Source organism: Bradyrhizobium sp. INPA03-11B (assembly GCF_040446015.1).
GTDB lineage: Bacteria > Pseudomonadota > Alphaproteobacteria > Rhizobiales > Xanthobacteraceae > Bradyrhizobium > Bradyrhizobium macuxiense_A.
Map to the genome: position 1 here is coordinate 1 of NZ_JASGSR010000164.1, position 14,314 is coordinate 14,314.

General features: G+C 65.9%; 16 protein-coding genes. 8 read left to right on the top strand and 8 right to left on the bottom strand.

All coding sequences use genetic code 11. The annotated features are described in order from the left end of the window. Window positions 1-207: 207 nt before the first annotated feature. The 4 genes from fabG to QMZ05_RS37170 all read right to left on the bottom strand — a co-directional run bounded on the left by fabG (window position 208) and on the right by QMZ05_RS37170 (window position 3,878). Window positions 208-945: a 3-oxoacyl-[acyl-carrier-protein] reductase gene (gene fabG / locus QMZ05_RS37155; RefSeq protein ID WP_353705272.1), complete on the bottom strand. Its 738-nt coding sequence runs from the start codon at window positions 943-945 to the stop codon at window positions 208-210. Between the two features lie 18 nt (window positions 946-963). Next, window positions 964-1,917, bottom strand: a complete 954-nt coding sequence (gene fabD, locus QMZ05_RS37160) for an ACP S-malonyltransferase (protein ID WP_353705273.1) — start codon at window positions 1,915-1,917, stop codon at window positions 964-966. Window positions 1,918-2,139: 222 nt separating this feature from the next. Beyond that, complete coding sequence (locus QMZ05_RS37165) at window positions 2,140-3,165, bottom strand: fatty acid desaturase family protein (protein WP_353705274.1); 1,026 nt, start codon at window positions 3,163-3,165, stop codon at window positions 2,140-2,142. Further along, window positions 3,162-3,878, bottom strand: a complete 717-nt coding sequence (locus tag QMZ05_RS37170; protein WP_353705275.1) for a TetR/AcrR family transcriptional regulator C-terminal domain-containing protein — start codon at window positions 3,876-3,878, stop codon at window positions 3,162-3,164. The genes QMZ05_RS37165 and QMZ05_RS37170 overlap by 4 nt, the downstream gene beginning before the upstream one ends. Before the next feature lie 340 nt (window positions 3,879-4,218). Between QMZ05_RS37170 and rpsF the strand changes: the two genes are divergently transcribed. The 4 genes from rpsF to rplI all read left to right on the top strand — a co-directional run bounded on the left by rpsF (window position 4,219) and on the right by rplI (window position 6,685). Beyond that, window positions 4,219-4,686: a 30S ribosomal protein S6 gene (rpsF, locus tag QMZ05_RS37175; protein WP_163155312.1), complete on the top strand. Its 468-nt coding sequence runs from the start codon at window positions 4,219-4,221 to the stop codon at window positions 4,684-4,686. A 6-nt stretch (window positions 4,687-4,692) separates the two neighbouring features. Beyond that, complete coding sequence (gene rpsR / locus QMZ05_RS37180; RefSeq protein WP_016844287.1) at window positions 4,693-4,932, top strand: 30S ribosomal protein S18; 240 nt, start codon at window positions 4,693-4,695, stop codon at window positions 4,930-4,932. Between the two features lie 127 nt (window positions 4,933-5,059). Then, window positions 5,060-6,028 carry a DUF2232 domain-containing protein gene (locus QMZ05_RS37185; RefSeq protein ID WP_353705276.1) on the top strand — a complete coding sequence of 323 codons (969 nt, stop codon included), beginning with the start codon at window positions 5,060-5,062 and terminating at the stop codon, window positions 6,026-6,028. Between the two features lie 51 nt (window positions 6,029-6,079). Further along, the gene (rplI, locus tag QMZ05_RS37190; RefSeq protein ID WP_353705277.1) at window positions 6,080-6,685 is read left to right on the top strand and encodes a 50S ribosomal protein L9; all 606 of its coding nucleotides are present in this window, start codon (window positions 6,080-6,082) and stop codon (window positions 6,683-6,685) included. A gap of 39 nt (window positions 6,686-6,724) precedes the next feature. On the opposite strand, the gene QMZ05_RS37195 is transcribed toward rplI, so the two are convergent. From QMZ05_RS37195 to QMZ05_RS37205, 3 genes are all read right to left on the bottom strand, one after another. Then, the gene (locus QMZ05_RS37195; RefSeq protein ID WP_353705278.1) at window positions 6,725-7,186 is read right to left on the bottom strand and encodes a PaaI family thioesterase; all 462 of its coding nucleotides are present in this window, start codon (window positions 7,184-7,186) and stop codon (window positions 6,725-6,727) included. Beyond that, window positions 7,183-7,788: a TetR/AcrR family transcriptional regulator gene (locus QMZ05_RS37200; RefSeq protein WP_353705279.1), complete on the bottom strand. Its 606-nt coding sequence runs from the start codon at window positions 7,786-7,788 to the stop codon at window positions 7,183-7,185. Before QMZ05_RS37200 ends, QMZ05_RS37195 begins: the two co-directional genes overlap by 4 nt. A 97-nt stretch (window positions 7,789-7,885) precedes the next feature. Then, window positions 7,886-8,830 carry a hypothetical protein gene (locus QMZ05_RS37205; protein WP_353705280.1) on the bottom strand — a complete coding sequence of 315 codons (945 nt, stop codon included), beginning with the start codon at window positions 8,828-8,830 and terminating at the stop codon, window positions 7,886-7,888. A gap of 258 nt (window positions 8,831-9,088) precedes the next feature. On the opposite strand from QMZ05_RS37205, the gene QMZ05_RS37210 reads away from it, so the two are divergent. Continuing rightward, entirely contained in the window at window positions 9,089-10,342 is a 1,254-nt protein-coding gene (locus QMZ05_RS37210; protein ID WP_353705281.1) for a cyclopropane-fatty-acyl-phospholipid synthase family protein, read from the top strand. Between the two features lie 20 nt (window positions 10,343-10,362). Here QMZ05_RS37210 and QMZ05_RS37215 read toward each other — a convergent pair whose 3' ends face one another. Continuing rightward, on the bottom strand, window positions 10,363-10,683 hold the full coding sequence (locus QMZ05_RS37215; protein WP_353705282.1) for a hypothetical protein: 321 nt from the start codon (window positions 10,681-10,683) through the stop codon (window positions 10,363-10,365). Between the two features lie 448 nt (window positions 10,684-11,131). Here QMZ05_RS37215 and QMZ05_RS37220 point away from each other — a divergent pair, with 448 nt between their 5' ends. The 3 genes from QMZ05_RS37220 to QMZ05_RS37230 form a co-directional block, all read left to right on the top strand. Next, window positions 11,132-12,634 (top strand): replicative DNA helicase, encoded by a 1,503-nt coding sequence (locus tag QMZ05_RS37220; RefSeq protein WP_050425454.1) that lies wholly within the window; start codon window positions 11,132-11,134, stop codon window positions 12,632-12,634. A gap of 51 nt (window positions 12,635-12,685) precedes the next feature. Next, entirely contained in the window at window positions 12,686-13,987 is a 1,302-nt protein-coding gene (alr, locus tag QMZ05_RS37225) for an alanine racemase (protein WP_353705283.1), read from the top strand. Between the two features lie 18 nt (window positions 13,988-14,005). Further along, on the top strand, window positions 14,006-14,314 hold a 309-nt coding region (locus QMZ05_RS37230), incomplete at its 3' end, for an endonuclease/exonuclease/phosphatase family protein (RefSeq protein WP_353705284.1).

Consider the following 14,314-nt stretch of genomic DNA (forward strand, 5'->3'; position numbering starts at 1 on the left):
GTCTTGATTCGGCCCGGTCGTAGCCGACTAAAGCCCCGGCGAACGGCAGGCGTCGCCACGCCAATATACAGGGTTTCAAAATCCTGCAATGGCGTTCTTCGCCCATCCACGGGGGGTTCAGCTACCATACTTCCAAAGCCTTGACTACACGCCTGAACCGGCTCCCGAAAACGGCTTTTCGCCGCATTGCGAGAACCGGCAAGTAGCTCAAATCATCGCCATCCCGCCGTTGACGTGAATCGTCTGTCCGGTGACGTAGGCGGCCTCGTTGGAGGCCAGATAGACCGCTGCCGCAGCAATATCCTCAGGCGTTCCGAGCCGCGCCGCAGGAACCTTCGCCAGGATGGTTTCGCGCTGCTTGTCGTTCAGCGCATCCGTCATCGGCGTCTTGATGAAGCCCGGCGCGATGCAGTTGGCGGTCACGCCGCGCTTGGCGTATTCGGCGCCCAGCGTCTTGATCAGGCCGATGATGCCGGCCTTCGACGCGGTGTAGTTGCCCTGCCCCGGATTGCCGGTGACGCCGACGATCGAGGTGATCGCGATGATGCGGCCGAAGCGCTTGCGCATCATCAATTTGGTCGCGGCACGCGCCAGGCGGAACGTCGCGGTCAGGTTGACCGCAATGACGTCGTCCCAATCCTCGTCGCGCAACTGCACGAACAGGTTGTCGCGGGTGATGCCGGCATTGGCGATCAGGATGTCGACCTGCCCCATCGCAGCCTCCGCCGCCGGCACCAGCGCCTCGACATCGTCCTTGCTGGAGAGGTTGCACGGCAGCACGTGAACGCGCTCGCCGAGCTTGGCCGCGAAGCTATCCAGCACCTCGCGCCGCGTTCCCGAAATCGCAACGGTTGCGCCCTGCGCATGCAGCGCCTGCGCGATCGCGCCGCCGATGCCGCCGGTTGCGCCGGTGACGAGTGCGGTCTTGCCAGTCAGATCAAACATCGAATTCCCCTCCCGGCTTCAAGCCGACGCTGCCAGCGCATCCTTGGCCGCAGCAATATCGTTCGGACCGCCGACGGATACGCCGACCGCGCCGTCCGCAATGCGCTTGACGAGGCCGCTCAGCACCTTGCCGGCGCCGATCTCGAAGAACCGCGTCACGCCCTGCCCTGCCATATAGGCAACCGACTCGCGCCAGCGAACGGTGCCCGTGACCTGTTCGATCAGGCGGCGGCGGATCTCGTCGGGATCGGTGATGGCCGAAGCGAGCACGTTGGAGACCAGCGGCGCCGCGGGCGCCTTGATGGTGACGCGGGACAGCGCCTCTGCCATCGCATCGGCCGCCGGCTGCATCAGCTTGCAGTGGAACGGCGCCGACACCGGCAGCAGCATCGCGCGCTTGGCGCCCTTGGTCTTGGCGATCTCGACGGCGCGATCGACCGCGGCCTTGTCGCCGGAGACCACCACCTGGCCGCCGCCATTGTCGTTGGCGGCCTGGCAGACCTGCCCCTGCGCCGCTTCATTGGCGACCGCGACCGCCGCCTCGTAGTCGAGGCCGAGCAGCGCGGCCATCGCACCGGCGCCGACCGGCACCGCCTTCTGCATCGCCAGCCCGCGGGTGCGCAGCAGCCGCGCGGTGTCGCTGACGGTCAGGCTGCCGGCGGCGGCCAGCGCCGAGTACTCGCCGAGCGAGTGCCCGGCGACGAACGCAGCATTGCGGCCGACCGAGAAGCCGGCTTCGCTCTCAAGCACGCGCAAGGTAGCGATCGAGACCGCCATCAGGGCCGGCTGGGCATTTTCGGTGAGCTGCAGCGTTTCCGCCGGACCATCCCAGATGATCGCGGTCAGTCTCTCGCCGAGCGCAGAATCGACCTCGTCGAACACGGCCCTGGCGACCGGAAAGGCGTCGGCCAGCGCCTTGCCCATGCCAACCGCCTGCGAGCCCTGCCCGGGAAACGTAAATGCTGCCGTCATCGGCGATCCCTACCTTGTTGAGCGTGATCTCCGCGCAAGCGCTTCGCGCCTGCCGCAGGGGAAAACGGTATCCGCGTTGCGCAAATCGCGCCACAGCGGGTCCGGGCCAATCTCTTGCACAAGCCGTGCAAGCGGCCTCAGACCGGGCCGTAAGACACCGTTGGGGGGCGCGATGTCAAGCCGCGTGGGCGGAACCCCTGGGGATGCCGAACCGGTCCGGCCCTAGAATCCACCGGCATTCTGGTCGGCGTTAACCTTGGCGCCGGCCCTCGCCCGGCGGGCGCTGTTGACCAATTGCCCTGGGCGATCCTCCTGGGCGGGCCTGGCGGTCGCCAGCCGCAGCACGGCGGCGTAGCCCGGCTGCACCTCCATCCGGTCGGCATAGCGGCTTCCGCAGAGGATGCGGTGGACGCGCGGCAGGTTGTAGCAGGGCACGTAGAACAGCAGATGATGCTCGAGGTGATAGTTCACGTAGTACGGCGCGATGAACAGCCGCTCGAGGACATTGGCCCGCGTAGTGCGGGTGTTGCGGAGGGGATCGGAGCTGTCGGGCACCACGGCATGTTCGGCGATGTTGCGGATGCGCGTGATGACCATCATCCAGGTCAGCAGTGGCACCAGCCACAACAGCGGATAGGCCCACCACACGCCCGCGGCAGCAAGGCCTGCGAACAGCAGCGCGTTGGTGACGCATTGCGGCCCGAGCTTCTGCCAGAAATTGGCGGCACGCTGCGACAACGGCCACTCCTTCGACCCGATCGCATTGAGCAGTTGCGCCTTGCGCTGCTGGTAGCCGGTCTGTCCGGTGATGTCGCGGAGGAATTTCCGGCGGTAGCTCATCTTCGTGATCGGGAACGGCGCCGACAGCACGAGATCCGGATCGTCCTCCTGCTGCGTCCGGGCATGATGCTGCAGATGATAGCGGCGATAGCCGCGCGTTTCCGCGAAGATCGGATAGGCGCAGAACCATTGGCTCAGCGTGAGATTGGTCTTCTCGTCGGCCGAGAGACAGCCGTGTGCGCCGTCATGCATCAGGATGGCAAGACCGAGCTGGCGCGAGCCGATGATCGCGACCGCAAGCAGATAGGTCAGCGGATTGGGCCACCACGCCACCAGCGCGATCGCACCCAGGATCAGCACCCAAGCGTGTGCGATCAACGCGACGCCTTTCCATGTCGTGCGCTGCCGCACCGCCACCAATTCGTCCTCGGTGAGGAAATCGCGGGCTCGCATGCGCAGTGCGGTCATGAGGTTGTCTCCCCGTCCGTTGAGGGTGCAGTGTCGCGATCGCCGACCAGGCGCAGCCGCGTCGCATCATTGGTCGAACTCGATGTTGCGGTGGCCTGCTCGCCGAGTGCGCGCAGCAATTCGCGGCACATCTCCTCCGAGCCGCGGCCCATCGCAAAACCTTCGACGATCACGCCGATCGCAATCGCCCAGAACCGCCGCGAGCTCTCTTCCGGAGCGCGCAGCGAACGCCAGCCGTGGCGCTCGACCTGGCCCGCATAGGCGCGCGCGCCTTCGCTGTGCAGACGCTCGATGGTGCGCTCGACCAGTGGCGCAAGATCCTGCCGGCGCCGCGTCAACGTCAAGGCCTCGGCGAAGAAGGCGACCGTGTCGGTCGCGGTCACGGTCTCGGCCAAAGCGTGGGTGTATTCGCGCGGCGTATGCGCCTTCAGGGCGGCCTGCTCGGTCGCGCGCGCGAGGTAGAGCATGTCGCGGCTGGCGGCTTCGACGAACAGCGCTTCCTTGGTGCGGAAGTAATAGGTGATCTGGCTCGGAAAGGCGTCGGCGGCCGCGGCGATATCGGAGATCGAGGTGCCCGAGAGCCCGCGCTCCTTGAACAGGCGGCTGGCGGCATCGAGCAGCAGCGAGCGCATCTTGCGCCCCGCCGACCGCGTCGCGCGGACTGCGTGCTTCGGATCGGGCGCAGACATGCCGCTGGCGGTCTCCGAACCCATCGATCATCCTCCGTGAGATGTTTGTATGATATACAAACAAAGAAATCAACAGGGGAACCGGGCAAAGTTGCGCCTGATGGCCTGGAGGGCTACGACCTCCCCGCAAATCCGGAGGCCACGAACCCTTGCTTTCGCGGCCAAAATCCGTATAAGCGCGCCATTCGTGGGCTCCGGCCGGGAGCTGAACGGACGGTCTCAGCAAATTCACCCGTTGATTTTGATGTGGCAGGGCCAGTCGGCCCGTCGTCCCGTGCTCCCGCCTTCTGAGCAGCTCGAGTCCTTTCCGAAGGTCTCGAAGGGCTTGTCGCCGGAAACCGCGCCAACACAGGAAAGGACAACCATGCCTCTTTATGAGCATGTTTTTCTCGCGCGTCAGGATGCGAGCACCCAGCAGGTGGATGAACTGACGGCCCAGATGACGGGCATCGTCGAACAGGGCGGCGGCAAGGTCACCAAGACCGAGAGCTGGGGCGTGCGCTCCCTCACCTACCGCATGAACAAGAACCGCAAGGCGCATTTCGTGCTGATGAACATCGACGCTCCGTCGGCTGTCGTCACCGAGATCGAGCGCCAGGAGCGGATCAACGAAGACGTCATCCGTTACCTCACCGTCCGCGTCGAAGAGCACGAGGAAGGCCCGTCCGCGATGATGCGCAAGGCCGACCGTGATCGCGAGCGCGATGACCGTGGCGGCGGCTTCCGTGGCGACCGCGAAGGCGGTTTCCGTGGTGACCGCGAAGGTGGTGGTTTCCGTGGCGACCGTGGCCCGCGCCGTCCGCGCGAAGAAGAAGCTGCGACCGAGGAGTAATGAATCATGGCTGATGCTGGTGCCCGCCGTCCGTTTTTTCGTCGTCGCAAGTCCTGCCCGTTCACGGGCGCGAATGCGCCGAAGATCGACTACAAGGATTCCAAGCTGCTGATGCGTTACGTGTCCGAGCGCGGCAAGATCGTGCCGAGCCGCATCACGGCCGTGTCCGCCAAGAAGCAGCGTGAGCTCGCCCGCGCCATCAAGCGCGCGCGCTTCCTCGGCCTGCTGCCTTACGTCATTCGCTAATTGACGACGGCCGGCGGCACGCGCCGCCGGCCGCTTCTTTCTCATAAGGCTTCCGGGTCGTCCGGTCGCCGATGGTTGGGGTTCTCGAAGCAGAACCCCTAACCGCTCAAAGGGGGCGGGACAGCTGATGATCGCGATATTCACCGTTGCACTTGCAGCCGGCGTCGCGTCGGCGCTGATGTTCGCCTCGATCACTTCGGGCGCGGCGATCTCGATGGTGCTGTTCTATCTGGCACCCCTGCCCGTGATGGTCACGGCGCTCGGCTGGGGCCCGCTCGCCGCCGCAATTGGTGGGATTGGCGCGGCGTCCGCGCTCGGCGTGATCTTGGGACTTCCCTACTGCATCGCCTTTGCCATGATGGTCGCCCTGCCCGGCTGGTGGCTCGGCCACCTCGCACTGCTCGGACGGCCGATCGAGGGCGCAGCCGCCGATAACGCCACCCAGCAGCCGCCTTCGCTCGAATGGTATCCCGTCGGCCGCATCCTGCTCTGGATCGCGGCCTTTGCCGTGATCACCACGACCGCGACGCTGCTCACGCTCGGCTCGGATAGCGATACCATCACCGGCGCTTTGCGCCGCGGCCTGCTGAAGGTGCTCAGCACCGGCGACGGACAAGGCAGCGGTGAGATCGAACGGCTGGTCGAGATGCTGGTGGTGCTCGCGCCGCTCGCCGCGACGATCCTCTCGATGGTCACGCTGACGCTCAATTTGTGGCTGGCCGGCAAGATCACGCAGACCTCCGGGCGGCTCAACCGGCCCTGGCCGGAACTGCGCAGCACCGCGCTTCCCTCCATGACGCTGGTCGCGCTGCTGGTGGCGGCGGCGCTCAGCTTCGTTGGCGGCATGCTTGCGCTGCTCGCCCAGATCGTCACCACGGCGCTCGTGATCGGCTACGCGCTGGTCGGCTTCGCGGTCCTGCACACGCTGACCCTGTCGCTCAACAGCCGGGGCTTCTGGCTCGGCGGCATCTACGCCGTCGTCGTCATGTTCGGCTGGCCGATCGTGGCCATCTTCGCGCTTGGCATCGCCGATGCCGTGTTCGGACTGCGCCAGCGCTACCTGCAGACAAGACCGCCACCGTTGCCCGCGGCCTGAGATTCGAACCAACCACTTAAACCCGTACTTTGCATCTAAAGGAGAACGAAAATGGAAGTCATTCTGCTCGAACGCGTCGCCAAGCTTGGCCAGATGGGCGAAGTCGTGCGCGTCAAGGACGGGTTCGCCCGCAATTTCCTGCTGAAGCGCGGCAAGGCGCTGCGCGCCACCGAGGCGAACCGTGCCAAGTATGACGGCATGAAGGCCGAGCTCGAGGCCAACAACGTCAAGGCCAAGGGCGAAGCCAGCGTGGTCGCCGAGAAGATCGACGGCCGCGACATCATCATCATCCGCCAGGCCTCCGAGTCCGGCCAACTGTTCGGCTCGGTCACGGTGCGCGACATCGTCGCTGCGCTCGCCGCCGACGGCGTGACGGTGGCCCGTCCGCAGGTCTGGCTCGACTCGCCGATCAAGGTGATCGGCGCGCAGAAGGTGACGATCGCGGTTCACCCCGAGGTCGAGACCAGCGTCACCGTGACGGTCGCCCGTTCCGCCGAAGAGGCCGAGCGCATCAAGCGCGGCGAGGACATCTCGACCCGCCAGGAAGACCAGGACGCTGCCGCCGAAGCGCTCGCCGCCGCCGGCGAATTCTTCGATCCGGAAGCCCAGCACGACGACGAAGCTGCGCCGGCTGCTCCGGCGGCCGAAGAGAAGTAAGCTTCTCTCCATCGCCTTATCGACTGAAGCCCGGCCCCATCAGGCCGGGCTTTGGATTCGTGCCGCCGCGTAATCGTCGAGCATTGCGATCGATGCCAGCGCAGTTGCGGTGTGCTTCTCCTTGCCGTCGATGACGCAGAACACGTCGGCTGCAACGACGGCGACCTGACGTCCCGGCTTGATCACCCGTGCCCGGCAGATCAGCCGATCGCCCGACGCCGGCGACAGCAGGTTCAGCTTGTACTCCGCGGTCAGTGCCGGCTGGCCGCGCGATGTTGCCGCCGCGATCGTGGTGGCGTTGTCGACCAGGAACGCCGTCACCCCGCCGTGAAACAGGCCGTGCTGCTGCAGCAATTCCGGCCGGCGATCGACCGCGAGCGTGCATGTTCCGCGCGACAGCTCGGCCACTTCAGCACCGACAAGACCCATGAAACCCTGACGACCGACATTGTCGCGTATCCGCGTTTCGATCGGCGCAAAATCCGGATCGGTCTCGTTCATGACGTCCCTCCTGTTCGCCCCGGTGCACCCGGCGCCACCACCGCGCGGATCGCGCAGGCGATCAGCGTCTCGGCCTGTTCGCGCGGATCGCCGCCTTGGCGGCCCGACAGATAGGCGCGGCAGAAGATCTGCGCCGGCCCGATGATCTGGCTGAAGAACAGCACAGAGCTCATCGGCAGCAGATCGCCGCGCGCGAGCAGCGGCGCGCGCCAGCGCTCGATGCCGTCAGTGAGCCGCAAATTCTCGGCGCGCTGCGCGCCGCGCACCTCCGCGCTCCACTCGCTGCGTGAAATCTCGAACAGGAAGCGCGCCTCGCGCCTGGAGGTCACGACCCAATCGAGATGGGCGTGGATCAGCCGCGCGACACCCTCGCCGGCGCCGCAGGTGTCGTCGACCGAGGTGATGATGGTGGCGTGATAGGCCTGCAGGATCTCCAGGAACAACGTTCCGGCGAGCTCCTTCTTCGAGGTGAAGAAGTGGAAGAAGCTGCCGTTGGACGCGCGCGCGCGGGAGCGGATCTCGGCCACCGTCGCACCGTCGAAACCGTCGCGGTCGAACACCGCCAGTCCCGCCGCCAACAGATCTTCGCGTGCCGTGCTCACTGCGTCTCCTCGATGCATGGCTAGATCAATACTCTAGAGTTTTACTCTAGTGGCAGTCAAATGAATACGCCGGACCAAACAGGCCCGGCGTCGGCAGTTACTTCGAGCTTGGCGCTTCCGGCGTACCGGAGCCTGACGTCGTCGGGGGCGGAGGTGGCGGAGGTGCGGCCGCGGTCACCGGCGCGGCGGGCGCCGGTGTGGGAGACGCCGCAGCGGCCGGCTCGGGCGCAGCCGGTGCCGGTGTGACCTGCGGAACCGGGTCGTTACGCACAGCAGAAGGCTCGCTGCTCTTCGGCGCATCGAGCTTGGCCGCGTCGGGCTGACTTGCAGGCTTCGCCGCCGGCTTCTCGGCCTCGCCCTTGTCTTCGCGCTTCACGGCCGTCTGGGCCTTGGGCTCATCGCCCGCGGACTCGCCCTTCGGCGCCTCCTCGGACTTCGGCTCCTCGACCGGCTTGCCGCGACGGCCGTGCTTCTGCCGCGCCGACTTGCCTTCACCGGCGGCCTGCAGGGCCTGGCCGTCGTCCGGCTTGGCTCCCTCCGGCGTCTCGCTCGGGCGCGCCATGCGCTTGCCGCGGTGAGCGGCACGTCCTTCGGGGTTCAAGCCATCGGCGTCGGGCTTCGCCGCCTCGTTGGCGCCTTCCTGCGGCACCGCACCCTGGTGATGCCGGCGAGACGGACGCTCGGCCGGCTGATCCGGAGACTGGTTCGCCTCCTGACGGCCGTCCCTCGCGCCCTGCTTGGAGCCCTTGGGCTGATCCTTGGCCTGGTAGCGCGGATCGTTGGCGCCGTTGGAAATCAGATAGGACGACAGCACGCCGGCCATGTCGCTCGACGTCGTGTAGTGCTGGCGCAGGAAGCCCGGCAGCGAGCCTGCCGGCACCGTCTTCAGGAGGCCGCGCGGGCTCTTGTGGCAGGCCGTACAGGTGCTCCCGAAAATCTGGGAGGGGCTCTTGCCGGCCTCGAGGTTTTGCGCGCGCGCCGATCCGGCCGACAGGCCAATCAGAAGCGCCACCGTCGCCAGACTGAGGGCTCGGCTCAACATTCCTTAAGTCTCCAAATTCCGGAAAAATTGCCGCCTGCGCGTCATAGATCGGCCGCGGCGGTCACCTTGTAGCCGATTATCACGCGAATGGAAGCGCGCGCATGACGCATCCACGCAATTGTCACATTTTGGAATATCGGCTTTGACGCCAACGCAGTAGCGGCCTTTAATTCCCTGCCTATGTTGAGATTGGGGACACATTGGAGTGATCGGCTCCGGTGGTGTCGGTGTGCAGCTTGCCGTTCCGTTGGTGTTTCGATGGACCGATTGTTGCGATACTTCTTGGGGCGCTTCATCCGCCGTGGTTCGATCACGTTCACGACCGCGAGCGGCGCTCAATTCAGCTGTGGCGACGGCACCGGAGTTCCGGTCGCCGTACGGTTCATGTCGAGAGCGGCCGAAATCCGCATTCTGATCGATCCCGAACTGTACCTCGGCGAAGCCTTCATGGACGGCACGTTCGTGGTGGAGCAAGGCACCATCGCCGACGTGCTCGCCGTCCTGATGGGCCAGGCGGCCATGTTGCCGAACTTCGCCAGGTTGCAGGCCTGGATGCGCTTCCTCGGACGGCGCGCCCAGCAGATCAATGTGCGCGGCCGCTCCAGGAGCAACGTCGCCCGCCATTACGACCTCGACGGCCGCCTCTATTCCCTCTTCCTCGACGCGGACAAGCAATACAGCTGCGCCTATTTCGAGACGCCGGACGCGACGCTGGACGACGCCCAGCTCGCCAAGAAGCGCCATCTCGCCGCAAAACTCCTGATCACGCCCGGCCAGCGCGTTCTCGACATCGGTTCCGGCTGGGGCGGCCTCGGGCTCTATCTCGCCGAGATGAGCGGAGCCGACGTCACCGGCGTCACGCTGTCGACCGAGCAGCTGCAGATTTCCAACGCCCGGGCGGCGGAGCGGAACCTGGCGCAATCGGCGCGTTTCCTGATGCAGGATTACCGCGACATCCCCGGCCCGTTCGACCGCATCGTCTCGGTCGGCATGTTCGAGCATGTCGGGGTCGCCTACTACGAAACCTTCTTCAAGCGCTGCGCCGAGCTCTTGAGCGATGACGGCGTCATGATGCTGCACTCGATCGGCCGCTCGACCGGTCCCGACGTCACCAGCCCCTGGATCCGGAAATACATCTTCCCCGGCGGATATATTCCGGCGCTCTCCGAGGTCATGCCGGCGATCGAGAAGGCCGGATTGCTGATCTGCGATATGGAGATCCTGCGCCTGCACTACGCGGAGACCCTGAAGGCCTGGCGCGACCGCTTCATGGCGCGGCGCGAGGAGGCCGTGCGGCTCTACGACGAGGCCTTTGCCCGGATGTGGGAATTCTATCTGGCGGCCTCGGAAATGTCGTTCCGCGTCCAGAACATGATGAACTTCCAGCTCCAGCTCACCAAGCGACAGGGCGTCGTGCCGATGACCCGCGATTATATCGGGCGCGAGGAAGGCCGGCTGCGGCTCAAGGAAGCCGGCACCGCAAAGCCCCGGCTGCAACTCGCCGGCGAGTGAATCCGCGACAAATGGTGCTGCTAGTTGCGCAGGCTGAAAGCCGAGCCGCAATGGGTGAAGCTTGGGGCCGGACGCGCCAGATGCGCGACGGCGGCGGAAACCAGCCTCCTGTCGCAGGGAACATTCCGGATCTCCGGACGGGCCGCCTGCTCCATCGCGTCAACCAGCGCTGCCAGCCAGCGGCGGTCCGCACCGCCCGCTCGGCCAAGCCCTGATCGTGCTGTCTGAAACTCTTGAGCCATCGACCCCGTATCTTCCCTGAGCGAGGACAACCCGGAATCCGCCGGGTCGTTCCCGCGAAGCTGCCGCAAAGAAAATGCGGCAGATGTGATCTGCTTCACAGAGGTCCGTTCCGGGCTGTCGTAGTGGTCCGGAATGACCCGAGAAACGCATCAGACGATGTTGGACCCGCAGCGCGACCTCGTGACCGACTACGCCTTGATCGCAACGGGCGTGGCCGCCGCCTTGATCGCGCTGGCTTTCCTCATTCTGGTCTGAGCAGCCGGGGCCAGCACCAACCTCGCTGCTGATTGGGCGCTGCAACCGCAAAAAAGGTTCAGGCCGCGCCGAACTTTTGCCGACGACATCGCGGACCGGCCACCTTCCGCCCGATTCCGGGCAAAACCCCGTCAAGCGGAATGCATCCGGCGGTCCCGGATTCCCACATCGCGTTGTGTGAATCGTGCATAAGAAACATCCGACCTTTCGCTTCGCGCCGGGCTGGCGCTTGATCGCCGCCCCACAGCCGAAAATCTCAGTAACGACGAAATCAGAAGAATAAGCTCGTCCATGGCCTTGATTGATTCGAACGTCCACAAGCTCGCGCCCGATGCCGCATCCCCGACCTATCGGAGTGCGCCGCACAACATCGAAGCTGAGCAGAGCCTTCTGGGCGCGATCCTGGTCAACAACGACGCGTTCTATCGCGTCTCCGATTTCCTCGAGCCGAAGCACTTCTTCGAGCCGCTGCACCAGACGATCTACGAGACCGCGAGCTCGCTGATCCGGATGGGCAAGGTCGCGACGCCCGTGACCCTGAAGACGTTCCTGCCGGCCGATACCGACATCGGCGGCATGACGATCAGCCAATACCTCGCGCGCCTCGCCGCGGAAGCGACCACCATCATCAACGCGCAGGACTACGGCCGTACCGTTTACGACCTGAGCCTGCGGCGCAATCTGATCCAGATCGGCGAGGACATCGTCAACGTCGCCTACGATGCACCGGTCGACTTCGCCCCGCGCGCGCAGATCGAGGACGCCGAGCGGCAGCTCTACAGCCTCGCTGAAACCGGCCGCTACGACGGCGGCTTCCAGCGCTTCGCACAAGCGCTGACGATCGCCGTCGACATGGCGGCCAAGGCATTCCAGCGCGACGGCAAGCTGTCCGGCATCTCGACCGGCCTGCGCGACCTCGACGCCCGCATGGGCGGCCTGCAGCCGTCCGACCTCATCATCCTCGCCGGCCGCCCCGGCATGGGCAAAACCTCGCTCGCCACCAACATCGCCTACAACATCGCCAAGGCCTATGAGGGCGAGGTCCAGCCGGACGGCACCACAAAGGCGATCCACGGTGGCTCAGTCGGCTTCTTCTCCTGCGAAATGAGCGGCGAACAGCTCGCCACCCGTATTCTCGCCGAACGCACCGGCATCCCTTCGAGCTCGATCCGCCGCGGCGGCATCTCCGAGCTCGATTTCGAGAAGATCCGCGACTGCTCGATCGAGCTGCAATCGCTGCCGTTCTATGTCGATGAAACCGGCGGCCTGTCGATCTCGCAGCTCACCGCGCGCGCCCGCCGCCTCAAGCGGCAGAAGGGCCTCGATCTGATCGTGATCGACTACATCCAGCTGCTGCAGGGCTCGGGCAAGAAGGGCAACGACAACCGCGTGCAGGAAATCACCGAGATCACGACAAACCTGAAGGCGCTGGCGAAGGAATTGAACGTTCCGATCATCGCGCTGTCGCAGCTGTCGCGTCAGGTCGAAAACCGCGACGACAAGCGGCCGCAACTCTCCGACCTGCGTGAATCCGGTTCGATCGAGCAGGACGCCGACGTCGTGATGTTCGTGTATCGCGAGGAATACTACCTCGCGAACAAGGAACCGCGTCCCGGCACCCCCGAGCACGAGAAGTGGCAGATGGAAATGGGGCTCGCCCACGGCAAGGCCGAAGTCATCATCGGCAAGCAGCGCCACGGCCCGACCGGCACGGTCGATCTGCACTTCGAGGCCAGCGTGACGCGGTTCGGCGACCTCGCACCCGATGGCCAGGTTCCGGATCGCGCCTATTGATGATCCCGCGGCGCGGTTGAACGCCGCAAGCCCCCCGCGTACAACTGCGCCATGAACATCGTGACCGACGCGAAATCGCAGCTGACGCCCGAAGCCAATCTGCTGGCGGCCCATCCGACCGCCACCGGTATCCTGACCGTCGACCTCGACGCCATCATCGCCAACTGGCGCAAGCTCGAGAAGACCGCGGTACCGGCGGAATGTGCCGCCGTGGTCAAGGCCAACGCCTATGGTTGCGGCGCCGAGCAGGTGTCGCGGGCGCTGGCCAAGGCCGGCTGCAAGACCTTCTTTGTCGCCACCGTCGAGGAGGCCGCCGCGGTGCGCGCGGCCGTTCCGCAGGCAACCGTGTACGCGCTCGGCGGCTTCTTCCAGCAGACCGGCGACGCCTACGCCAAGATCGATTGCAAGCCCGTGATCGGCGATCTCAACGAGCTCGCCGAATGGGACGTGTTCTGCCGCCGCTCCGGCTGGTCCGGCGGCGCCGCCATTCATATCGACACCGGCATGAACCGGCTCGGGCTCACGGTCAGCGAAGCGCAGGGCATCATCCCCCGCATCAATGCCGGCGACCACGGCATCACCCTGGTCATGAGCCACCTCGCCTCCGCCGAACTCCTGAACAATCCCGCGAATGCAAAACAGCTTGCGAGCTTCCGCGAGATCGCGAGCCTGTTCACCGGCGTCCCGGCCTCGCTGGCAAATTCCTCCGGCGTGTTCCTCGGCGCCCAATTCCAGTTCGAGATGGTGCGGCCGGGCTGTGCGCTCTACGGCGTCAATCCGACGCCGGAGGCCGACAATCCGATGCAGCAGGTGGTCGACCTCAAGGCGCGCATCGTGCAGATCCGCAACATCGATCGCGGCGAGACCGTCGGCTATGGCGGCACCTGGACCGCGCGCCGGCCGACCCGGCTTGCGATCGTCGCGGCCGGCTATGCCGATGGCTATTTCCGCGCCGCCAGCGCCAATGACGGCACCCGCGGTGCCGAGGTCGTGGTCGCCGGCAAGCGTTGCCCGATCGCCGGCCGCGTCTCGATGGACCTGATCGCGGTCGACGTCACCGACCTCGACAAGAACGCGGTCCGGCGCGGCCACATGGTGACGCTGATCGGCGAAGGCATCACGGTCGACGAGGTCGCGCATCATTTCGGCACCATCGGCTATGAGGTGCTGACCAGCCTCGGCCGCCGCTTCGTGCGCATCTACAAGGGCGGCGACGCCATCGCCACGACAAGCGAGGCCGTCGCGGAGAAGAGCGAGCCGGCCGCGGTGCCGGCGGCGCCTCCCGCCTTGCCGACGGCAGCGCCCGCTGCACCGCCGCCATTGCCTGCCGAGCCGTCCACACCGGCCGCCTGACCCGGTCGATCGTCGCGCATGAAGATCGCGACCTTCAACATCAACAACGTCAACCGGCGGCTGCCGAACCTGCTGCGCTGGCTGAAATCGGCCAAGCCCGACGTCGTCAGCCTGCAGGAGCTGAAGGCGAGCGACGCCGAGTTTCCGCAAGCCGTGCTCGAGAAGGCCGGCTACGGCGCGGTGTGGCAGGGGCAGAAGACCTGGAACGGCGTCGCCATCCTCGCGCGCAACGCCGAGCCGGTCCTGATCCGCACCACCCTGCCCGGCGACGCCGCCGATCACGAGGCGCGCTACATCGAGGCCGCGGTGCGCGGCATCGTCGTGACC